The organism is Nonomuraea solani (assembly GCF_900108335.1).
GTDB classification, from domain to species: domain Bacteria; phylum Actinomycetota; class Actinomycetes; order Streptosporangiales; family Streptosporangiaceae; genus Nonomuraea; species Nonomuraea solani.
Genome location: NZ_FNVT01000012.1, coordinates 54,259 through 77,254 on the forward strand (window position 1 = coordinate 54,259; position 22,996 = coordinate 77,254).

At 70.2% G+C, this 22,996-nt stretch carries 15 protein-coding genes; 8 read left to right on the forward strand and 7 right to left on the reverse strand.

All coding sequences use genetic code 11. The features are described 5' to 3' along the window. The first annotated feature begins 23 nt into the window (after positions 1-23). The 4 genes from C4V41_RS35360 (at position 24) to C4V41_RS35375 (ending at position 6,980) form a co-directional block, all read left to right on the forward strand. Positions 24-1,868: a sigma factor-like helix-turn-helix DNA-binding protein gene (locus C4V41_RS35360; RefSeq protein ID WP_103960336.1), complete on the forward strand. Its 1,845-nt coding sequence runs from the start codon at positions 24-26 to the stop codon at positions 1,866-1,868. 17 nt (positions 1,869-1,885) lie between these two features. After that, positions 1,886-3,256, forward strand: coding sequence for a cysteine--tRNA ligase (cysS, locus tag C4V41_RS35365; RefSeq protein ID WP_103960337.1), 1,371 nt, complete (start codon positions 1,886-1,888; stop codon positions 3,254-3,256). A 178-nt stretch (positions 3,257-3,434) separates the two neighbouring features. Next, a complete protein-coding gene (locus tag C4V41_RS35370) occupies positions 3,435-5,921 on the forward strand; it encodes a penicillin acylase family protein (RefSeq protein WP_103960591.1) in 2,487 nt (828 codons plus the stop codon). Between the two features lie 120 nt (positions 5,922-6,041). Next, positions 6,042-6,980 carry a hypothetical protein gene (locus C4V41_RS35375; protein WP_103960338.1) on the forward strand — a complete coding sequence of 313 codons (939 nt, stop codon included), beginning with the start codon at positions 6,042-6,044 and terminating at the stop codon, positions 6,978-6,980. Between the two features lie 115 nt (positions 6,981-7,095). On the opposite strand, the gene C4V41_RS35380 is transcribed toward C4V41_RS35375, so the two are convergent. Continuing rightward, complete coding sequence (locus tag C4V41_RS35380; RefSeq protein ID WP_103960339.1) at positions 7,096-7,518, reverse strand: hypothetical protein; 423 nt, start codon at positions 7,516-7,518, stop codon at positions 7,096-7,098. Positions 7,519-7,839: 321 nt separating this feature from the next. On the opposite strand from C4V41_RS35380, the gene C4V41_RS60985 reads away from it, so the two are divergent. Then, positions 7,840-8,517, forward strand: a complete 678-nt coding sequence (locus tag C4V41_RS60985) for a hypothetical protein (RefSeq protein WP_146103912.1) — start codon at positions 7,840-7,842, stop codon at positions 8,515-8,517. Positions 8,518-8,587: 70 nt separating this feature from the next. On the opposite strand, the gene C4V41_RS35395 is transcribed toward C4V41_RS60985, so the two are convergent. From C4V41_RS35395 to mshB, 3 genes are read right to left on the reverse strand one after another with little or no spacing between them, the layout of a single operon-like run. Continuing rightward, on the reverse strand, positions 8,588-9,082 hold the full coding sequence (locus C4V41_RS35395; RefSeq protein WP_235030573.1) for a flavin reductase family protein: 495 nt from the start codon (positions 9,080-9,082) through the stop codon (positions 8,588-8,590). 18 nt (positions 9,083-9,100) lie between these two features. Further along, complete coding sequence (locus tag C4V41_RS35400) at positions 9,101-9,514, reverse strand: DUF6113 family protein (protein WP_103960343.1); 414 nt, start codon at positions 9,512-9,514, stop codon at positions 9,101-9,103. Positions 9,515-9,525: 11 nt separating this feature from the next. Next, positions 9,526-10,431, reverse strand: a complete 906-nt coding sequence (gene mshB, locus C4V41_RS35405; RefSeq protein WP_103960344.1) for an N-acetyl-1-D-myo-inositol-2-amino-2-deoxy-alpha-D-glucopyranoside deacetylase — start codon at positions 10,429-10,431, stop codon at positions 9,526-9,528. A gap of 44 nt (positions 10,432-10,475) precedes the next feature. Here mshB and C4V41_RS35410 point away from each other — a divergent pair, with 44 nt between their 5' ends. After that, the gene (locus C4V41_RS35410) at positions 10,476-12,542 is read left to right on the forward strand and encodes a S9 family peptidase (protein WP_103960345.1); all 2,067 of its coding nucleotides are present in this window, start codon (positions 10,476-10,478) and stop codon (positions 12,540-12,542) included. A gap of 210 nt (positions 12,543-12,752) precedes the next feature. Further along, a complete protein-coding gene (locus C4V41_RS35415) occupies positions 12,753-14,144 on the forward strand; it encodes an alpha/beta fold hydrolase (RefSeq protein WP_103960346.1) in 1,392 nt (463 codons plus the stop codon). Between the two features lie 290 nt (positions 14,145-14,434). On the opposite strand, the gene C4V41_RS35420 is transcribed toward C4V41_RS35415, so the two are convergent. The 3 genes from C4V41_RS35420 to C4V41_RS35430 form a co-directional block, all read right to left on the reverse strand. Then, positions 14,435-16,186 carry an ABC transporter ATP-binding protein gene (locus tag C4V41_RS35420; RefSeq protein ID WP_103960347.1) on the reverse strand — a complete coding sequence of 584 codons (1,752 nt, stop codon included), beginning with the start codon at positions 16,184-16,186 and terminating at the stop codon, positions 14,435-14,437. Between the two features lie 231 nt (positions 16,187-16,417). After that, the gene (locus C4V41_RS35425; protein ID WP_103960348.1) at positions 16,418-18,106 is read right to left on the reverse strand and encodes an ABC transporter ATP-binding protein; all 1,689 of its coding nucleotides are present in this window, start codon (positions 18,104-18,106) and stop codon (positions 16,418-16,420) included. Between the two features lie 54 nt (positions 18,107-18,160). Next, on the reverse strand, positions 18,161-19,411 hold the full coding sequence (locus C4V41_RS35430) for an MFS transporter (protein WP_103960349.1): 1,251 nt from the start codon (positions 19,409-19,411) through the stop codon (positions 18,161-18,163). Positions 19,412-19,457: 46 nt separating this feature from the next. Here C4V41_RS35430 and C4V41_RS35435 point away from each other — a divergent pair, with 46 nt between their 5' ends. Beyond that, on the forward strand, positions 19,458-22,994 hold the full coding sequence (locus tag C4V41_RS35435; RefSeq protein ID WP_103960350.1) for a nitrate reductase subunit alpha: 3,537 nt from the start codon (positions 19,458-19,460) through the stop codon (positions 22,992-22,994). Positions 22,995-22,996 lie beyond the last annotated feature (2 nt).

Consider the following 22,996-nt stretch of genomic DNA (forward strand, 5'->3'; position numbering starts at 1 on the left):
TTCCCTTTGCCGGTTGGACCTCAATGAACCTCAGCCTGAGCGACCTCGCGCCACCCCTGCGCTGGACCTCCCCTGGTCAGATCGCGCCGATCGTGGAGGAGCCCCAGCTGCCCGAGGCCTGGTGGCAGGCGATTCCCCTGGACCGCGCGTGCGCCATCATCGGAACGCAGACCGTGGCGGGTCACCTGGCCGACCTGGCCGTGGCCTACTGGGGTCATCTGATGCTCGGCGACATCCTGCCGCTGCTGCGCTTCTCCGACCCGCCCGAGGCCGAGCGGACTCCGGAGACGCTGGGCAAGGACGTGGTGCAGAAGCTGTTCAGCGGCGTGTTCGAACGGCTGCTCGAGCCCGCGCCCGAGGCCGTGCCCGCGCCGTCCAGGCCGGACCGGCCGCTGCCCGAGTTGATCGACGAGTTGTTCGCGGCCATGGACGACCGGCAGCGGGCCATCGCCCGCGACCGGCTGTACGCGGCGCAGCGGGCCACCCTCGACGAGCTGGCGCAGCGTTTCTCCGTGACCCGGGAGCGGATCAGGCAGATCGAGCGCGACCTGCGCGACCACGTGGAGACCTGGCTCGGCAAGCCCGACTCGGCCGCGCTGGTGGCGCACGTGTCCTGGCTGCGCGGCCGGCTGGGCTCGGCGGTGCCGGCCGACGACCTGCAGGCCGCCGTGCCGTGGCACCGGACCGAGCTGCGCTCGCTGGGGATCCCGGCGTGGCGGTTCGTCCGTACGCTGCTGACCGGCTACGAGCAGTCGGACGGCTGGCTCGTGGCCGGCGGGGCCGACGACCTGAGGGAGAAGACCCGCCAGTTGTTCACCGACGGGCCGCGCCCGCTCGGCGAGGCCGTGTCCATGGTGGCCCAGCTCGGCGTGCGCGAGGACGTGGCCGAGCGGTGGATCCTGGCCGTGCCGCAGCTCCGCGTGCTGGGCCAGCACGTGGTGCCGTGGCCGCGCAGCATCAACGAGAAGGCCGAGGCGGTGCTGGCGGTGGCGGGCTCGCCGCTGACGCCCGAGGAGATCCAGGAACGCATCGGCGAGGACTACAGCCTGGTCGGCATCCGTAACCAGCTCACCGCCGACGAGCGTTTCCGCCGGGTCGACCGGAACAAGTACGGCCTGACCCGGTGGGGTGGCGACGAATACCTGGGGATCAGGGAGATGATCGCCAGGGAGATCGAGCGGGCCGGCGGCGAGGCGTCGGTGAGCACGATCGTGACGAACCTGACCGGCCGCTATGACGTGAGCGAGAGCTCGGTCCGCGCCTACTCGGGCGGGCCCGGGTTCGAACGCACCCAGCGGGGCTGGATCCGGGTGGCGGGCACCGCGCCCGGTGGGGAGGCGGAGCCGTACCAGCCGCGCCGGGACGTCTCCGAGACGCGGCGGAGTTTCCGCTCGCGCGACGGCCGCTGGTGGCACCGGGTGGACGTCAACGCCGAGCACCTGCGGGGCTCGGGGTCGCCGCTGCCGACGGGGTTCGCGGCCTACCTCGGGATGGCGCCGGGCGGGCAGCTCACCGCCTCCGCGCCGTCCGGCGACGTGGTGATCAGCTGGCACAACCAGCCCACCATGGGGTCGATCAGGAACGTGCTGGCCGAGTACAAGGCGAGCGAGGGCGACCACGTCTTCCTGACCGTGTCGGACGGGGGCGAGCTGCTGACCCGCTACCTGCCCGCCGCGCCCGTCGGGATGCCGCCCATCAACCGGGCTCTCTACCTGTTCGGCTACACCGCTCCCGTCAGCTCCGAGATGGAGGGGTTGCGGCTGATCGGGGCCAGGATCGGGCTGCCCGACACGGCCGGTCGCGACGAGGTCCTGACCCGGCTGCGCGAGCGGGGTGACAGGGACATCCTCGGTTTCCTGGGGGGCTGACGGGCTAAGCTCGGGAGATGTTGCGGATCTACGACACGCGCGCCCGGCAGGTCGAGGAGATCGCCGCCGGGCGGGCGCTGCGGATGTACACGTGCGGGCCGACGGTCTATCGCTACGCGCACGTGGGCAACCTGCGCACTTATGTGCTGTCCGACCTGATCAGGCGAACCCTGGAGCGGCGGCGGGTGCGGGTCGTGGCCTGTCAGAACATCACCGACGTCGGGCATCTCGTCGATGACACCGCCGACGAGGGCGAGGACAAGATCCTCGCGCAGGCGCGGGCCGAGCGGCGCTCGCCGCTGGAGGTGGCGCGCTTCTACGAGGACGCGTTCAAGAGTGACACGAACGCGCTCAACGTCCGGCCGCCCGAGCACACGCCCCGGGCGAGCGAGACGATCGACCTGATGATCGAGCTGATCGCCGGGCTGATCGAGAAGGGGCACGCGTACGCGGTGCCGGACGGGTCGGTGTTCTTCGACGTACGAACCTTCCCGGCGTACGGCGAAATTTCGGGAAATCGTCTCGACGCGCTCAAGCCCGCCCACCGCATCGACACCGTCGACCCCCGCAAGCGCTTCCACGCCGACTGGGCCCTCTGGAAGCCCGCCGCCGAGGGCGAGCTGACCTGGGACACGCCGTGGGGCCGAGGCTTTCCCGGCTGGCACGTGGAGTGCTCGGCCATGTCGCTGCGCTTTCTCGGGTCGTCCTTCGACCTGCACACCGGCGGGATCGACCTGCGGTTCCCGCACCACGAGGACGAGCGGGCCCAGTCCAACGCGGCGGCCGGGCACGAGGTCGTACGGCACTGGGTACACGGGGAGCACCTGCTCTTCGACGGGCGCAAGATGGCCAAGTCCACGGGGAACGTGGTGCTGCTGTCCGACGTGGTGGCGGCCGGGCTCGATCCGCTCGCGGTGCGCATGGCGTTCCTGGAGCACCGTTACCGGCAGCAGATGAACCTGACGTGGGAGACATTGCGGGCCGCCGACCGTACGGTGCGGCGGTGGCGTACGCGGGTGGCCGAGTGGTCGGAGTCGGTCAGCGCGCCCATGGCCACCGGTTACGCCGAGCGCGTGGAGTCGGCCTTCGACGACGATCTGGACACGCCGGCGGCGCTGCGGATCCTGCGGGAGCTCGAACGGGACGACGCGGTGGCGCCCGGGGCCAAGTTCGAGACGTTCCTGCATCTGGACCAGTTGCTGGGGCTGGACCTGTCGACGGAGATCGGCAAGGCGCGGGTGCTGCCCGCGGGCGCCGGTGAGCTGCTGGAGGCCCGGTCGAGGGCTCGGGAGGCGCGCGACTGGGCGGCGTCCGATCGGCTGCGGGACGAGCTGGCCGAGATGGGGGTGCGGGTCGCGGACACCCCGGAGGGCCAGACCTGGACCTGACGACATTTGGCTTTAAGGACACTCTTCCCGGCTTCTCACGACGAGTCGTGAGCCCTTTGCTCTTCACCGTTACCGCTGCGTCGAATGTCCTTTTCGGGGCGGACGGAGGAGTGATCGCGAACTGCCAGACTTGATGCGAGTTCGCCAAGAGGAGGTGTCGGTGAGGCCCTACGCGTGGATGCCATGGCCGTTGAGGTGGTTCGCCCGCGTGCTGACCGTGCTTCTCGCGCTGGCCCTGGTGCTGGCAGGGGTTCTCGTCTACACGGTGCGCAAGTCGTTCCCTCAATTGGAGGGTTCGCTGCGGTTACCCGGACTAACCGGAAGTGTGGAGATTTATCGCGATAAATCAGGAATTCCGCACATCTACGCTGACACTTCCGCGGACCTCTTCATGGCACAGGGTTTCGTCCACGCCCAGGACCGTTTCTACGAGATGGACTTCCGCCGCCGCCTGACCTCCGGCCGCCTGTCCGAGCTCTACGGCAAGGCCACGCTCGACCAGGACAAGGCGCTGCGGACGATGGGCTGGCGCAAGGTGGCCGAGCAGGAGCTGCCCGAGCTGGCCCAGCAGACCCAGGACTACCTGGGCGCGTACGCCAAGGGCGTCAACGCCTGGCTCAGCGCCAACCCGAACGCCTCCGACCGCAGCCTCGAATACTCCGTGCTGAAGCTCCAGAACGGCGGCCACGAGCCGGAGAAGTGGGGCCCCGTCGACTCCGTGGCCTGGCTGAAGGCCATGGCGTGGGACCTGCGGTCCAACATGGAGGACGAGATCGACCGCGCGCTCGCGCTGACCAAGCTGCCCAGGGAGCGGGTCGAGCAGCTCTACCCCGGCTACCCGTTCGACCGCCACGCCCCGATCGTCGGCGAGGGCGCCATCGAGCAGGACCGCTTCGACCAGCGGGCCCAGCCGCGGCCGCGGGCCGGTCAGGCGTTCGCGCAGGCCGCGAGGACGCTGGACGCCGTGCCGAGCACGATGAGCTCCGCCGACCGCGAGGGCATCGGGTCGAACTCCTGGGTGATCTCCGGCGAGCACACCGCGAGCGGCAAGCCCCTCCTGGCCAACGACCCGCATCTGGCGCCGCAGATGCCGTCCGTCTGGTATCAGGCGGGGCTGCACTGCCGCAAGATCACCGAAGACTGCTCGTACGACGTGACCGGGTTCACCTTCTCCGGGGTGCCCGGTGTGATCATCGGGCAGACGGACAAGATCTCGTGGGGGTTCACGAACCTGGGGCCCGACGTGGCCGACCTCTTCCTGGAGCAGGTGGAGGGGGACACGTACCTGTACAAGGGTGAGCGGGTCAAGCTGGAGACCCGGCAGGAGCAGATCAAGGTGGCCGGGGGCGCGCCGGTCACGATCACGGTCAGGAGCACGCGGCACGGGCCGTTGATCAACGAGGTGATGGACGACGCCAAGCCGAGCGGCGAGGCCAACGCCGTGGCGCTGCAGTGGACGGCGCTGACGCCCGGCCGGACGGTCGACGCCATCTTCGCGCTGAACCGGGCGGGCGACTGGGAGGAGTTCAAGGCGGCCGCGGCACTGTTCGATGTGCCGGCCCAGAACCTCATTTATGCCGACACGTCGGGCAAGATCGGCTACCAGGCGCCCGGGCGGGTTCCCGTACGGCCGAAGGGCGACGGCACCTGGCCGGTGCCGGGGTGGACGGGCGAATACGACTGGAAGACCGCCCCCATCCCGTACGACCAGCTCCCGTCCGTGCAGGACCCGGCCGAGGGCTTCATCGTCACGGCCAACAACGCCGTCATCGACCCCAGGCGCTACCGGCCCCTGCTGACCAAGGACTGGGCTTACGGCTACCGCTCCGAGCGCATCCGCGACCTCATCAAAGAGGCGATCAAGAAGGGCCCGATCGACGCGGCCGCCATGGGGAAGATTCAGCAGGACACCTACAACGGCTTCGCGGAGACGCTGATCCCGGCCCTGATGGAGGTCGACCTGGCCGGGCCCGCCGGGAAGGCCAGGGAGTCACTGAAGACGTGGGATCGCGCGCAGGGGCTCGGCTCGGCGCCGGCCGCGTACTTCAACGCGGTCTGGCGGCACGTTCTCACGCTGACGTTCAACGACGACCTGCCGGCGGCGGCCAGGCCGACCGGCGGGGACCGCTGGTACGAGGTCGTCAGGCGGCTCCTCGCCGCCCCGGACGACCTCTTCTGGGACGACGTCACGACGGGGAACCTCAAGGAGACCCGCGACGACATCCTGCGCCAGGCGATGGCCTCGGCCTATCAGGAGCTGGCCGACCGGCTCGGCGAGGACGTCAAAGGGTGGCGCTGGGGGGATCTGCACCGGCTGGAGCTGGTCAACGGCACGCTGGGGACCTCGGGCATCGGGCCGATCGAGGCGCTGTTCAACCGGGGGCCGCTGAGCGTGGCCGGTGGCAAGGACGCGGTGAACGCCACGGGGTGGAACGTGCAGAAGGGGTACGAGATCACCGCCGTGCCGTCGATGCGGATGATCGTCGACCTGTCCGACCTGGACAAGTCCCGATGGATCAACCTGACGGGGGCCTCCGGGCACGCCTTCCACGATCACTACTGGGATCAGGCGGAGGTCTGGGCCAGGGGGGAACTGCTGCCGATGTACTCCAAGGCGGGGTCGGTCAAGAAGGCGGCGGTGCACGTACTCAAGCTGAACCCCTGACCTCCCGCCTCGGCCGTGCGGTCCGGCCGTCGAAGCCCTGAGCGTACGACCCCGGTTGTAGTCGCGATCCAACCCCTGGTCCGACGCGCCCGGGGCTGCCGGGCTGCCAGCATGGCGTCCATGAATCGCCTCTGGTACGTCATCGGGGCCCTGCTGGTGCTCGCCGGGCTCGTTCACCTGGGCGTGTTCGTCGTGGACGGCGGGCCGTGGGAGGGCGCGGTGTCGTGGCGCAAGCCGTTCACGTTCGGGGTGTCGTTCGGGCTGAGCGTGCTGACTTTGACCTGGGTCTCGGGGTTCATACGGCTGCGCGGCCGCTCCTGGCTGGTGGGCGCGTTCACGGCGGCGTCCACCCTGGAGGTCGCCCTGATCACCGTACAGGCGTGGCGGGGTGTGCCGTCGCACTTCAACATGGAGACCTCGTTCGACACGGCCGTCGCGAGGACTTTGGCGGCTGGCGGCGGCGTCCTCATCGCCATCGCCGTCATCATGACCATCGCTGCCTTCCGCCCCCTTCCCGAAACAACCCCGGCACCCACCACACCCGACGCCCCACCCCCATCCCCGCCTCAGCCGCCTTCGCCCCCATATTCACCCCCGCCCCTGACCCCATCACCGCCCTCGCCCTCGCCCTCGCCCTCGCCCTCGCCGAGTATGCGGCTGGCCGTACAAGCCGGGCTCGGGACGTTCCTGGTCGCCATGGCCTTCGGCGCGGTCATGATCGCGCGTGGCGTGGTGGAGGTGGTGTCGGGCGACCAGCAACTCGCGTACACGGTCGCCACGGCGCTGAAGCCGGCCCACGCCGTGTTCATGCACGGCGTCCTGCTGTTACCGGCGCTGTCATGGCTGCTCTCGCGCACCTCGTTCCCCGAGGTGACCCGCCTCAAGCTGGTGCGCCTGGCAACCTGGATCTACGTGGCCGTGGCCGCCGCCGTCTCGGCCTTCGCCGCGGCAGGCGTCACGCTGGTCGCCCCCTCCACGGCCTCAGTCCTCTGCGCGGGCGCGATCTCCGGCCTGGCGATCGCCGCTCTCGTCCTCGGCCGCCTCAAGGAAGGGCGATGACCCCGTACCCGATCTGCCCCCTCAGCCGCCTCAAGACCCTCGCCGTCGGACGCTCAGGGACCCGCGATGACGCCCGTAAAGCTGGTCTCGGGGCGGTGAAATTTACACGGGCGTGTCAACCCGTGCCCTTGGACCTTCGCCACCACAGCGGCTTCCGGGGGTAGCCGCCGTCGTCCAGATCGGCGAGACGTTCAAAAATATTGTACGAAGCCTGATGCCCGCAGATGATCATGGATAGGAGCATGGACACCAGATAGAGCGGCAGCATGGGCAGCCCCACGCACCAGGCCCACTGCGTGGCGTGCCTGCCCTCGTGCAGGATGAGCCGCTCCCCCAACGAGTCTTGCCTGGTCAGGACGACGTTCCCGACGGTGAACGCCCCCGCGATCGGGAAGCGGTAGCGGTAGCCGAAGGCCAGGATGAGCCCGTCGGGACCGGGCCGTCTGACCGCGCCACCGATGATCGAGATCAGCAGTCCGAGCGGCGTGGAGAGGTTGATGTAGTTGGCCACGCGCCGGAACCGGAAGCGCCTGTTCATGCGTCTCGGTCTTGACCAATCTTGACAAGTCGGAATAATGATCCACGTCCTGAAATCTCCCACAAGAGCAGGATTATGAGATTCTCCATCCTGGGCGCGCTGCTCGGCACCGTCGCACTGGCAGGAGCCGGCGGAGTTGCGATCACCCAGACGTCAGCGACCGAATCCCTACAACTCAATGGCACTCCTCTCAACGCTCAGGTGGCTTTAGCCGCCGCCCCGAGCACGTCGCCACCGGCGGAGTCGCCACCACCGCAAACGTCACCCAGCCCAACGGCGACGGCGCCCCCTACGAACGGGGAGTACACCGCCAAGACGCAGGTGGTCAAGAGAAGAGGGGTCTCCTATCTGAACGTCTCCGTCACCTACGACGGAGCGGCCCTCTTCAACGTCAAGCAGAGAGTCTGCAAGAAGAGGACGTGCAAGACCGCGGACACCGAAATCACGGTCATCAACGGCGAAGCGGACTCCCGGACGAGGCTGGGCTTCGGCACGTACAAGAAGAGAGGGCAGGCGGCCGTCGCCATGGCGCCCCTGCCGACCGTCACCGTGCGGGAGACGGTCACCATCACCGAACCAGGTCCCACGACCACGGTGACCGAGCCAGGCCCCACGGTCACCGAGACGTTCACCTGTCAGCCGTACGTCGAGCCGACGGACACCGCACCGCCGTCCGAGCTGCCCACGGCCACTCCGACGGACTCCGTGTCCCCCACGGTGTCGCCCACCGTCACCCCGACGGATGACACGACACCGACCGTCACTCCGACGACCACCGTGACGCCCACGCCGACGGTGAGCCCGACCGGAAACCCCACGGAAACTCCCACTGCGACCCCGACGGTAACTCCGACGGACACGGTGTCTCCCACGGTGTCTCCCACGGAGATCCCCACCTGCCCGCCGCCGTCGGAGCCCCCGGCGGAAACCCCGACCCCGACCGAGACACCTACCGTGACCCCCACGACGTCGGAAACGGTCACCCCGCCCGCCCAGTAACACCGAACATGATCCGGGCCAGGCCACGCGCCTGGCCCGCTTCATGACCAGACGACCTTGGAACCCCCTGCTAGAGGGTCTTGTAACGCCCATCGTGGTACAGGAGCGGCGGCCCGTCGGAGGGCGTGTCCAGCGCCGTCACCTCACCCACCACGATCGAATGGTCACCGCCATCATGCACGGCCGTGGTGGCGGCCTCCACGGTGGCGATCGCCTCGTCGAACAGCGCCACCCCCGACTCCCCGCGATGATGCGGCCACCGCGCGAGCTGCCCGTTCAGCGGCCGCCCCCGATGCGCGAAAAAGCGCGAGGCGTCCTCCATCGAGGCGGGCAGCACCGACACACCCCACACCCCGGCCTCCAGCACCGCGTCATGAAACCTGGCCACCTTCTCGGCGCAGAACAGCACAAGGAGGGGGTCGAGGGAGACGGAGGTGAAGGAGTTGACCGTCATCGCGTGATCGACACCGTCGAACCTGGTGGTCACGATCGCGACTCCGGTGGCGAAGCGGCCGACGACTCTGCGGTAGGTTCCCGGGTCCACGTGCCGCTCAATGGAATGCACGAACGTTACTTTATGCCTCTAAGTGGGACTCTTTGGAGGGTACCCATGCATGAGCCATGACCCCCCTCCCGACGAGGGCGACAGCAGATAAGCCGCCACAAGTGCCGCCAAACCCCCGTACAGGTACGTGTAGCCAGGCACACCACTCGCGATCACCAGATCGCCCGACCCCAGCTCCAGCGTGAACGGCATCGTCACCAGCAGCCAGCCGATCCCCGGCGCCATCACCCCGAGCCGGGCACGCATCAGCTTGGCCGCACCCAGGCACACCCCGAACAACCCCAGCACCCAGGCGACCGCCCCGGCCGGGACCGGGCCGACCTCCGCGGGATGCGTGAAGCCGCCCACGACCGCCATGACGACGCCGAGCACGAACAGCATGCCGTACGCGGCCCCGCCCAGCGCCGACTCGGCCTGGCTGCGATGTTCCATGTCGAATGAGGTTAGTGGATGCCCGAGAAGAGATCGTTCTCGCGGTTGTGCGGCTCGCCGAGCCCCCCGGCCTCGACGCCCGGCCCTGGGACCGGAGGCCCGGGCACGCCGATGGCCAGCGTGTAGTGCTCGACACCGAGCACTTCCTGGCCGACGTCGTTCGAGAGGGCGAACCAGGGGGGCGCCACGCTGATCTGCGTGGCGTGCGCGCGCATGGCCTCCGTCTTGTGGCCGAGCCAGGGGCGCGCGTCGATCTCGGTGGTGATCTCCTCGTCCTCGCTGCCGAACCCCAGGTCGTCGACGTTCACGGCGACGAAGCCCACGTCGGACGCGCGCAGCGCCTCGTCGGCGCGCCGCAGGACGGACTTGGCGACGGCCGTGTGGTAGAACTTCGCGATCTGCCAGGGCTCACCCTCGCCGAAGTCGGGCTTCGCGGCCAGCTCGTACGCCCTGAGCGAGACCCGGTGCGCCTGGATGTGGTCGGGGTGACCATAGAAGCCGTTGTCGTCGTACGTGACGAGCACCTGGGGGCGTACCTCACGAATGACCTTGACCAGCTCGCCCGCCGCCTCGTCGAGGTCGGCGCGCCAGAACGCCGACGGGTGGTCGTTCGACGCGACGCCCATCATGCCGGAGTCCCGCCAGCGCCCGGGCCCGCCCAGGAAGCGGTGGTCCTCGACGCCGAGCGCCTGGCAGGCGGCGGCGAGCTCGCCGATCCGGTACGCGCCCAGCGCGTCGTCCCGGTCGGCGGCCAGGTGGGCGAGGTCCGGGGGGATGACCTCCCCCTCGTCGCCGAGCGTGCAGGTCACCAGCGTGACGTGGGCACCTTCGGCCACGTATTTGGCCATGGTGGCGCCGGTGCCGATCGACTCGTCGTCCGGATGGGCGTGTACGAGCAGAAGCCGTCGATCAGTCATGGCCACGAGCGTAACAATGGCTCGTTCCTGGCAGGATTGGCCCCATGAGTGAGAGCTTCCCGCGTCTGTCTGCCAGGACCCGCCGGTTCACCTTGGGGGTGCCCAGAGGCTTCACGATCTCCCCGGACGGCGGCCGGGTGGTCTTCCTGCGGACGAGGTCCGGCACCGATCCGGTGACCTGCCTGTGGGAGCTCGACACGGAGACCCACGTCGAACGCCTGGTCGTCGACCCGCGCCGGCTCCACGGCGACGAGGAGGAGAATCTGCCGCCGGAGGAGCGCGCCCGGCGCGAGCGCAGCCGCGAGGCGGCGGGCGGCGTGGTGGCCTACGCCGCCGACGCCTCCGTGACCAGGGCGTGCTTCGCGCTGTCCGGCGCGCTCTACGTGGTGGAGCTGGGGAGCGGCGAGGCCCGCAGGCTGGAGACGCCGGGCGCGGTCATCGACCCGCGTGTCTCGCCCGATGGGCGGCATGTCGCCTATGTCACCGGCGGTGCCCTGCGCGTCCAGGACCTGGTCTCGGGCGACGACCGCGCGCTGGCGACGCCGGAGTCGGAGACGGTGACGTACGGGCTGGCGGAGTTCATCGCGGCGGAGGAGATGGACCGGATGCGCGGCCACTGGTGGGCGCCGTCGAGCGACGCGCTGCTGGTGGAGCGGGCGGACGAGGCTCCCGTGCACACGTGGCACATCGCCGACCCGGCCAACCCCGACCGCCCCGCCGTGACCCAGCGCTATCCGGCCGCCGGGACGCCCAACGCGGTCACCGGGCTGTTCGTGCTGGGGCTGGACGGGTCGCGGGTGGCGGTGCCGTACGACGAGGAATACCTCACGACGGCCGCCTGGGACTCCCACGCGCTGTCGATCGTGACGATGACCCGCGACCAGCGGACGATGCGGCTGTTCACGGTCGATCCGGCGACGGGCGCGTCCACGCTCGTGCGCGAGGACACCGATCCGGCCTGGGTCGACATCGTCACCGGCGTGCCCGCGCACCTCGACGACGGGTCGCTGGTCTGGGTGGCCGGCTCCGAGGGCGGGCACCGGCTGTTCGTCGGCGACCGCGCCGTCACCCCGCCGACGCTGCAGGTGCGGGCCGTGCTCGACGTCGATCATGACAGCGTGCTGTTCAGCGCGAGCGGCGATCCGACCGAGATCCACCTGTGGACGTGGGACGGGCACTCGCTGCTGCCCGTCTCGACCCGGTCCGGGGTGTTCTCGGGGCGGATGTCGGGCGGGGTCGGCGTGCTGAGCGAGCAGAGCCTCGACGCCGAGGGCGTGTCGACCACGGTCGTACGTCGTGACGGCATGGCGGTGCCGATCCCGTCGTACGCCGAGCGTCCCGGCCTCGACCTGCGCGTCTCGCTCGGCCGCTCGGGCCGCCGCGAACTGGCCACCGCCGTGGTGCTGCCCTCCTGGCACGAGCAGGGGTCGGGCCGGTTGCCCGTGCTCATGGACCCGTACGGGGGGCCGCACGCGCAGCGGGTGCTCAACCGGCGCGGCTCCTACCTGGAGAGCCAGTGGTTCGCCGAGCAGGGCTTCGCCGTCATCGTGGCCGACGGGCGCGGCACCCCAGGGAGGGGCACCGACTGGGAACGGGCCGTGCGCAACGACCTGGCGACCCCCGCGCTCGACGACCAGATCGACGCGCTGCAGGGCGTGGCCGAGCAATATCCCGACGACCTCGACCTGACGCGCGTCGCCATTCGCGGCTGGTCGTTCGGCGGCTTCCTGGCCGCGCTCGCGGTCCTCCGGCGCCCCGACGTCTTCCACGCGGCCGTGGCGGGCGCGCCGGTGACGGACTGGCGCCTGTACGACACGTGCTACACCGAGCGCTACCTGGGCGATCCGGGCAAGCAGCCTGAGGTGTACGAGAAGTCATCACTGTTCGCGGACGCCGCCAAACTCGAACGCCCGCTCCTGCTGATCCACGGGCTGGCGGACGACAATGTGGTGGCCGCGCACACCCTCCGCCTCTCCTCGGCCCTGCTCGCCGCCGGCCGCCAGCACAACGTGCTGCCGCTGTCGGGCGTGACCCACATGACGCCTCAGGAGGTCGTGGCCGAGAACCTGCTCCTCCTCCAGATCGACTTCCTGAAGAAGTCCCTGGGCTGACCACCCGCCTTCCCGGGAAGGAGCGCCCCTGCTCACAAGGACGGGCGCTCCTTCTCATAGGGACGGGCGCTCCTTCTCATAGGGACGGGCGCTCCTTGAAAACCCATCGGCCATGCCCTGGTCTGACAACCCCAGGTATGACTTCCCGCCCCCGAAAACCAAACCCTGGTCCGACGCGATCCCACCGCCCACTCCGCCATCCTGATCGCCATGTTCAAACCCCTCGCGATCACTCTGACCCTGCTCGGAGCGGGCCTCCAGGCCACCCCGGCCACGGCGGCGGCCACCACTCTGGACTGGCAGACCTGCCCCAATGACAAGATCGGCCTGCAGTGCGCCGACCTCCAGGTCCCGGCCGACTGGCAGAAACCCGACGGCCGCAAGATCACTCTGAAACTGGGCAGGCTGAAGGCCACCGGCACCACCTCCGAGGGCTCGGTCCTGGTGGCCTACGGCGGCCCCGGCGGCCCCGGCATCGCCATGACCCAGTCCCTGCCCACCTGGTGGGCCAAACTGCGCGAGCGCATGGACGTGGTCACCTGGGACACCCGCGGCTACGGCGAACAGTTCAAGGGCCTCAGCACGGGCCTGCAGTGCGCCTGGACCCGCGTCCCCATCGCCGACACCCCGGGAAACGACGCCGACCTCGGCCGCCTGTCCGACACCAACCGCGGCTACGCCGAAGCCTGCCGCCTCAAGGACCCCGAGCTGTTCGCCAACATGAGCTCGGCCGACCACGCCAGAGACATGGAGGCGATCAGGAAGGCCCTGGGCGACGACAAGCTCAACTACTACGGCGCCTCCTACGCGGGCTTCTACGGCCAGTCCTACGCCCGCCTGTTCCCCGGCCAGGTCCGCACGATGGTCCTCGACGGCACCTGGAACCACAGCACCACCGACTGGCAGGGCGAGCTGGAGGAGATGGCCAAGAGCAACGAGCAGTTCATGCGGCGCTTCTTCACCTGGTGCGACGACAACGACTGCGGAGACGTACGCGGCCTCTGGCGCACCCTGATCGCTCGAGCCGACCGCCGGCCGATCCCCACGACCACGGCCAACGTCGCCTACAAAGCCCGTGACCTCCAGTCCTTCGCCCTGGCCCTCGCCCGTCAGGGCGACACCACCTGGCCCAAGCTGGCCCAGGCGATCCGCAAGGCGAGCAAGGGCGACGCCTCCGACTTCGTGCCTTCCCGCGGCGCCCGCTACCCCGACCAGAGCACCGGCGTCACCGAATGCGTCGACTGGCCCCGCTTCGCCGGCCGCAAGGAGATGACGACCACCCTCAACCGCCTGCGAGCCGTCGCCCCCAGCACCGGCTCCGCCAACACCCTCGCCTCGGCGACCCTCAACTGCATCGGCTGGCCCGTCCCCGTGACCAACCCACCGGCCGCTCTTCCGAAGGGCCTCCCGCCGATGCTGGGCGCGGGCGCCTGGGGCGAGTCCGACGCGGTCGAACGCGTCCTCTCAGCGGTCCCCGGCAGCGCCACCATCCACCACGCGGGCCCCGGCCACACCCTCTACGGCAACAACCCCTGCGCCCGCGACCACATTAACCGCTACTTCACCACCCGCACGCTGCCCGCCAAGAAAACGGCATGCTGACCCCCGGCCTCCTGAGCAACAGCAACACACCGCCCCCTTGAGACGGGTGGCGGACACCGGCCCAACGCCTCACCGGCCAAGACAGGCCGAGCTGAGGCACCACGGCTCCAGGCGGGCATAGGGGCCGGCCCAGCCCCAAGGCAGGCGAAGGAGCGGGCCCGGCCACCCGCCCCGCAAGACGGGCGAAGGGCCGACCCCACAAGACGGGCGGAAGAGGCGGCCCGATGGCACACCCCCACAAGGCAGACGAAGGAGGCGGTCCAATGCCCTACCCCCGCAAAACCATCACCTCACCGCTTGACCGGGGTGCCGTGCCAACTGGTCCAGAGAGCCGCGTACGAGCCGCCCTCCGCCACGAGCTCGTCATGGGAGCCCAGCTCGCTGATCTGCCCATCCTCCACCACGGCCACTCGGTCGGCGTCATGAGCCGTGTACAGCCGGTGGGCGATGGCGATCACCGTCCGGCCCTCCAGGACCGCCGCCAGGGAGCGCTCCAGGTGCCGGGCCGCCCGAGGGTCGATGAGGGAGGTGGCCTCGTCCAGCACCAGGGTGTGCGGGTCGGCCAGGACCAGCCGGGCCAGGGCGAGCTGCTGCGCCTGGGCGGCCGAGATCGCGAGGCCGCCGGAGCCCACCTCGGTGTCCAGCCCGGCGGGCAGGCCCAGCACCCAGTCCACGGCGTCCACCGCTTCCAGCGCCTTGAGGACGGCCGGGTCGGCGGCGTCGGGGCGGGCGATCAGCAGGTTGTCCCGCAGCGAGCCCTTGAACACGTGGTGTTCCTGGGTGACGAGCGCGACGTGCCCGCGCAGGTCGTCCAGCGGCAGGTCCACCAGCGGCACCCCGCCCACGGTCACCGCCCCGGTGCGCGGCCCGTGGATCCCGGCCAGCAACCGCCCCAGCGTCGACTTGCCGGCCCCGGACGGCCCCACCATGGCCAGCCGTTCCCCGGGTCGCACGGTCAGCGACACCCCGTGCAGCACGTCCCGGCCCTCGCGGTAGGCGTAGCGCACCTCGGAGGCCTCCAAGGACTCCCCGGCGGGCTCGGCGGCGGAGGCCACCCGGTCGTCGGGGACGTTGGCCACCCCGAGCAGCCGGGCCATCGAGGCCCCGCCCACCTGCAGCTCGTCGATCCACATGAGAAACCGGTCCAGCGGATCGATGAGCTGCTGCGCGTAGAGCGCGGCGGTGGCCACCTGGGCGAGCGTCACGAGATCGTTGGTGTAGAAGAGCCCGCCGACCAGCAGCGCCGCCACCACGGGGATGACGTAGCCGAGCTCGACGGCGGGATACCACCGGGTGCGCAGCCCCAGCGTGTACCGCTCGGCGGCGAACGACCCCGCGATGTCGCCATCGGTCCGCTCCCGCCGCCGCTCCTGCAGCCCGAGCGCCTCCACGGCCCGGGCGCCTTCGACGGTCTCGGCGAGGCCCTCGGTCATGTCGGCGTAGGCGGCGTTCTCGCGGAGGTAGCCGTCGCGCGCCCGCCGGAGATACCACCGGGTGGAGGCGTAGATCAGAGGGCCCGCGATCAGCATCGGCAGCATGAGAAGCGGGCTGACCAGCAGCAACGCCCCAATGGTGATGACGAACGTGACCAGCGCGATCAGCGTCTCCGGCACGGCGTGCCGCACGGTGCGCGACAGGGCGTCCACGTCACGGGAGGTCCTGGTGATCAGGTCACCGGCGCCGGCCCGCTCGACGGTGGACAGAGGCAGCCCCAGCACCCGGTCCACGAACTCCTCGCGCAACTCGGCGAGCACCTTCTCACCGAGCCGGGCGGAGGCCAGCACCGCATACCGCATGAGGAAGCCCTGCAGCACCAGAAAGACCCCGATGAGGACGGCCACCAGGGTGACGTTCACCTCGGCGCCATACTGAACGTCCTGCACCAGCGCGCCCAACTGCCACGGGACGACCAGTCCGGAAACGGCGGCCAGCCCGTGCAGGAGCAGGGTGAACGCCAGCCGGCGCGGATACTTCAGAGTCAGCCGCCGAGCATAGGCGCGCACCTGTTTACGATCGGCCACCGGCAGAATCTCGCGGGCCATACGTCAGTCCTCCCCACGAGTCGTCACGGTCACAGCACACTTGGGCGAGCCATCCAGAAGGACCTCGCGAATCATCCCCCGGCCCTCCCCACAAGCCACAGACACAACGCGTCCAGGCGAGCCGCCCAGAAGGACCTCGCGGACCATGCGTCGGCCCTCCCCGCGAGCCACAGTCGCAACGTGTCCGGACGAGCCGTTCAGAAGGATCTGGCGGGCCATTCCCATTCCCCCTCAGTCCTCCCCACGGGTCACGGTCGCGGCGTATTCGGGCGAGCCGTCCAGCAGTTGCCGGTGGGTGCCCTCGGCCAGGACCCTGCCGTCCTCGATGTAGATCACGTGGTCGGTCCGGTCGAGGACGAGAGGGCTCGTCGTGCAGATCAGGGTGGTGCGTCCGGCGCGCGCCTTGGCCAGGCGCTCGGCGATGCGGGCCTCGCTGTGGGCGTCCACCGCGCTGGTGGGCTCGACCAGGATGAGCACCTCGGGGTCGGCCAGCAGCGCCCGGACCAGCCGCAGCCGCTGCTGCTGCCCGCCGGAGAACTCCCGGCCGGCCTCGGCCACCTGGGAGTCGAGCCCGTCGGGCAGGGCCTCCACGATGTCGGTGGCGCAGGCCGCGTGCAGGGCCTGGCCCAGTTGCTCATGGGAAGCGGTGCCGCGCACGTCCAGCTCGTCGCGGAGCCTGCCGGTGAACAGCCGGGCGGCGTTGTCGGCGACCAGAATCCGGGAGCGGACCTCGCCGATGGGCAGGTCCCGCAGGTCGGTCTCGCCGAAGGTGACGTCTCCGTCGGCGTAGCGGCCGAGCCGGTCGGCGATGGCGATGGCGTCCTCGGGGGTGTTCGCGGCCACGGCGGTGAGCGAGCCGGGCTGGAGGGTGACGCCGCTGTACGTGTCGCGCAACACGCCGCCCTCGCTGGCGCCGGTGCCTCCGGCGACCTCGGGGTCGATGGACAGGATCCGGATCACCCGCCCGGCCGCGACGTGGCCCTTGGTGAGCTTGTCGGCGGCCTCGGTGAGCGTGCGCATGGGCCCGATGAGGAACACCGCGTACAGGTAGAAGGCGACGAGCTGGCCGGTCGGGATCTGCCCGGCGACGGCGAAGGTGGCGCCGATGCCGGTGACGATCGCGATGAGCAGGCCGGGCAGGATGATCTGGGCGCCTTCGAGCACCGACTCGACCCCGGCGACGCGCACGCCGGCCTGCCGCACCCGCTGCGACTCTTCGCGGTAGCGCTCGGCGAACACCTGCTCGCCGCCGATGCCGCGCAACACCCGCAGCCCGGCCACGATGTCGGCCGCCCGGGTGGACAGGTCGCCGGTCAGCTCGCGCTGGCTGCGCTGCCGCTTGTGCAGCGGGCGCAGCAGCGGCCCGACGGCCACGGCCATGAGCGGCACGCCGAACAGCACGAGCAGCCCGAGCGGCAGCGAGGTCGAGATGAGAATCACGGTGACGGTCACGATGGCGACGACCGCGCCGGTGCCCCGGAGCAGGATGTCCATGGAGCTGCCGATGTGGGCGATGTCGGAGTTACCAACGCTGACGACCTCACCGGTCGAGAGCCGCTTCGGCAGCGTGGCGCCGAGCCGGGCGGCCTGGCGGGCGGTGACCTGCACGGTGCGGTACGCGGCCGCCAGCCAGTTGTAGACGGCCATCCGGTGCCGCATGACCCCGGTGAACGCCTGCACCAGCCCGAGCGCGAGCAGGATCGCCGACCACAGCAGCAGCGAGCGGGTGTCCTTGGCCGTGACCGCCTCGATGCCCTTCCCGAGCACGGCCGGCATGAGCGCCTGCACCAGCCACCACAGGGTCGCGAAGCCGATGCCCGCGAGCAGCGACGACGCCTGCCGCCGCGCGTTCCACCACAGGTAACGCAGCGGGCTGCGGATGTCGGGCACGCCGGGATCGGCCTCAGGAAGGGAGCGCATAGCCTGACAACATTGACAAGGCGCCCCCTGCTCCGGCAAACCATTTTCGTCGAGCTAGAGCGTCCGAAATGCCCTTATTGTGTAGGCCAATGCGACCAGGGCGGTGGCCGCGAGCAGGACGTATCCGATCAGGTACGCCCCTGTGGCCGCATAGACGGTGCCCATCACGAGCGGCGGAAAATATCCGCCGAGCCCGCCCGCCGCCCCGACCAGCCCGGTCACCGTCCCCACCTTGGGCGCCTCGACCAACCGTGCCACCAGCGCGAACACCCCGCCGGTGCCCAGCCCGAGAAAGAACGCCATGAGCACGAAGCTCACCCCGGCGGGCACCTCGACCGGCGGCCGCAGGGCCAGCACGAGTGCCATCAACGCGGTGCCGCCGAACGAGATCTCCAGCACCTTGACGGCCCCGATCCGGTCGGAGAGCGCGCCACCGAGCGGCCTGGAGAGCACGGCGGCGATCGAGAACCCGGCCGTACGCAGCCCGGCGTCGGTCTGGAGGAAGTGGTAGGCGTTCTGCAGCAGCGTCGGCAGGTAGGTGGAGAAGGCCACGAACCCACCGAACGCCACCGCGTACAGGAAGGCGCACTGCCAGGTCGCCTTGACCTTCATCGCCTCCCGCATCCCCGCCAACGCGGACACAGAACCGGAACCGGACGCGGGAGGGGAACCAGCCTCGGCGCCGAGGCCAGGCACGGAACCGGAAACGGACGCGGGACCGGGTGCGGGGTTGGGGGACCAGTTAGGGGAGTCGCGGCTGGCGGTCAGCATGATCAGTCCCGTCAGGGCGAGGCCGGCGGCCACGAGCAGGTGGGCGCCGGGGCGGCCGAAGGCCTCGACCAGGCGGGGTGTGCAGAATGCCGACAGTGCCGTCCCGCCCATCCCCGCGCCGAACACGCCGGTGGCGAAACCTCGGCGGGCCGGCTCGTACCAGGCGTTCACGAAGGGGATGCCGATTGCGAACGACGTGCCGGGGATGCCCAGCAGGAACCCCCAGAACAGCAACCACCCGTACGAATCGGACCAGCCGACGAACAGGACCGGCACGATCGAGACGAAGCAGATGATCGCGAACATCCGCCGCCCGCCGAGCCGATCCGCCAGCATCCCGGCCGGGATCCGCCCCAGCGCGCCGACCAGCACAGGGATCGCCACCAGCAGCGAGGTCTGCGTCGGCGACAGCCGCAAACGCCCGCTGTAGCTCCCGGACAGCGGCCCGATGAGGTTCCACGCCCAGAACGTCACCGCGAACGCCGCCGTGGCCAGCGCGAGGTTCCGCACCTGACCTTTACGAAGCTCAGACATATACCCTGTGTAACAGAGGGTCACTTTCTGTGATGAAGTGGGGGGCATGAGCGCCGAAGATCTCCTCCTGCGCACCGGCCGTTTCCTGCGCAGGTCAGCCGTCAGCGACGACCTGCACACTCTTCACCTCAAAGGCGGCACGGAGGGCGACGCCTTTTACCGCGACCGCTGGAGCCACGACAAGGTGGTCAGGTCGACCCATGGCGTCAACTGCACGGGCTCGTGCTCATGGAAGGTGTTCGTCAAGGACGGCATCATCACGTGGGAGACGCAGGAGACCGACTATCCGAGCGTGGGCCCCGACCGGCCCGAATACGAGCCGCGCGGCTGCCCACGCGGCGCCGCCTTCTCCTGGTACACCTACTCGCCGACCCGCATCCGCTACCCGTACGCGCGGCGTGTCCTGGTCGAGCTGTACACCGAGGCGAGGACCCGCCTCGGCGATCCGGTGGCGGCTTGGGCGGATGTCACGACAAATCCGGATAAGAGGCGGCAGTACCAGCGCGCCCGAGGTCACGGCGGCCTCATCCGCGTCACCTGGGACCTGGCCACCGAGATGATCGCCGCCGCCCACGTCCACACCATCCAGACCTACGGCCCCGACCGCGTCGCCGGCTTCTCCCCCATCCCCGCCATGTCGATGGTCTCCCACGCCGTCGGCGCCCGCTTCGTGTCGCTCATCGGCGGCACCATGCTCTCCTTCTACGACTGGTACGCCGACCTCCCCGTCGCCTCCCCCCAGGTCTTCGGCGACCAGACCGACGTGCCGGAGTCGGCCGACTGGTGGGACGCGGCATACCTGATCATGTGGGGCGCCAACGTCCCCGTCACCCGCACCCCCGACGCCCACTGGATGACCGAGGCCCGCTACCGGGGCCAGAAGGTCGTGGTGGTCTCCCCCGACTACAGCGACGCCGCCAAGTTCGCCGACGAGTTCCTCGCCGTCCGCCCCGGCACGGACGGCGCCCTGGCCATGGCGATGGGCCACGTCCTGCTCAAGGAGTTCTTCGTCGACCGCGACACCCCTTACTTCACCGACTACGTCAAACGCTTCACCGACCTGCCCTTCCTCGTCACGCTCGAAGCGCGCGACGGCGCCTACGTCCCCGGCCGGTTCCTCACCGCCCGCGACCTCGGCTCCCAGGAGGAGGCCGCCGAGTGGAAGACCGTCCTCATGTCGCGATCGGGCACCCCGGTGGTCCCGAACGGCTCGGCCGGCTTCCGCTGGACCCCCTCGGGCGAGGGCCGCTGGAACCTCGACTTGGGCGACATCGACCCCATGCTCACCCTGTACGGCGGCGAGGCGGCGGAAGTCCTGCTCCCCCGCTTCGACGACGGCCACACGACCCGTGGAGGTGCCCCGGTCGAGCACGATGGCCACACGATCCGCCGAGGCGTGCCCGTCCAGCGCGTCGGCGGACGGCTCGTCACCACGGCCTTCGACCTGCTCCTGGCCCAATACGGCGTGCACCGTCCCCGCCTCCCCGGCATCTGGCCCACCGGCTACGACGCGACGGAGCCCTACACCCCCGCCTGGCAGGAGCCCATCACCGGCGTACCGGCCGCGAGAGCCGTGAAGATCGCCCGAGAGTTCGCGACCACGGCGGAGAAGACCCAGGGCAGGTGCATGATCATCCTGGGCGCCGGCACCACCCAGTGGTTCCACGGCGACACCATCTACCGCGCCTTCCTGTCGCTCCTGCTGCTGACCGGCTGCCAGGGCCGCAACGGCGGCGGCTGGGCGCACTACGTGGGCCAGGAGAAGTGCCGCCCGCAGGCCGGCCAGGCCCTGCTGGCGGGCGCCCTCGACTGGTCCAGGCCGCCGCGCCAGGTCCCCGGCACCCCGTTCTGGTACCTGCACACCGACCAGTGGCGCTACGACCGCTTCGACGCCGGCGAGCTGACCAGCCCGCTCGCCAAGGGCGCGTTCCAGGGCAGGCACACGGCCGACCTGGTGGCCGAGGCGGTACGCAACGGCTGGATGCCGATGTCCCCGGCCTTCGACCGCAACCCTCTGGAGCTGGGCGACGCCGACGACCCGATCGCGTACACCCGCGAAGAACTCAAAACGGGCAGGCTCCGGCACGCGGCGGAGGAGCCCGACGACCCCCGCAACTGGCCGCGCGTCCTCACCCTCTGGCGCTCCAACCTGCTCGGTTCCTCCGCCAAGGGCAACGAATACTTCCTGCACCACCTGCTCGGCGCCACCTCGAACCTGGAGCACCCCGACCCGAGGGCGCCGGTGGGCAAGCTGGACCTCCTGCTCACCCTCGACTTCCGGATGACCTCCTCGACCGTCTTCTCCGACATCGTGCTGCCCGCCGCCACCTGGTACGAGAAGCACGACCTGTCCTCCACCGACATGCACCCGTTCGTGCACGCGTTCAACCCGGCGATCAACCCGCCCTGGGAGACGAAGACCGACTTCGCCGCCTTCCACGCCATCGCCCGCGCCTTCAGTGAGCTGGCCAAGAGCCGTCTGGGTGTACGCAAGGACGTGGTGGCGGTGGCGTACCAGCACGACACCCCCGGCGAACTCGCCGGCCGGCCCGGCCACCCCGACCTCAAGGTGGTGGAGCGCGACTACGGCGCCATCGCCGAGAAACTCGCCGCGCTCGGCCCGCTCACCGAGCAGCTCGGCCTGCCCGTCAAGGGCGTGACCTTCTGGCCCCGCGAGGAGGTCACCTGGCTGGGCCAGCGCTGCGGCCTGGTGCCGCGCGGCGTGGCCAAGGGCAGGCCCGAGCTCGACACCGACGCCAAGGCGTGCGAGACGATCCTCGCGCTGTCGGGCGTGAGCAACGGCAGGCTGGCCGCGCAGGGCTTCAGGCAGCTCGCCCGGCGTACGGGCATGAGCTTCGACGGGCTGGCGAACGAGAACCACCGCATCGTCTTCTCCGACACCCAGGCCCGGCCGGTCGCCGTCGCCCCGAGCCCCGAATGGTCGGGCAAGGAGTCGCACGACCGCCGCTACGCGCCCTTCACGATCAACGTCGAGAACGGCAAGCCCTGGCACACGCTGACCGGGCGCATGCACTTCTACCTCGACCACGACTGGATCCACGAGTACGGCGAGGCGCTGCCGATCTACCGCCCCCCGCTTGACCTGGCCACGCTCGACGGCGAGAGCGGCGCCCTGCGCTTCCTGACCCCGCACAGCAAGTGGTCGATCCACTCCGAATATCAGGACAACCTTCTCATGCTGTCCCTGTCGCGCGGCGGTCCGACGATCTGGATGGCCACCGGCGACGCCGCCAGGCTCGGGATCGCCGACAACGACTGGGTGGAGGCGGTCAACCGCAACGGCGTGGTGGTGGCCAGGGCGATCGTCTCGCACCGCATGCCGATCGGGACCGTCTACATGTACCACGCCCAGGACCGGCTGATCGACGTGCCGAAGTCGGAGGCGACGGGCCGCCGTGGTGGTGTCCACAACGCCCTGACCAGGGTGCTCATCAAGCCGACGCACCTGATCGGCGGGCACGCCCAGCTCTCGTACGGATTCAACTACCTGGGCCCGACCGGCAACCAGCGTGACGAGATCACCACCATCCGGCGCAGGTCACAGGAGGTGCGATACCAGTGAAG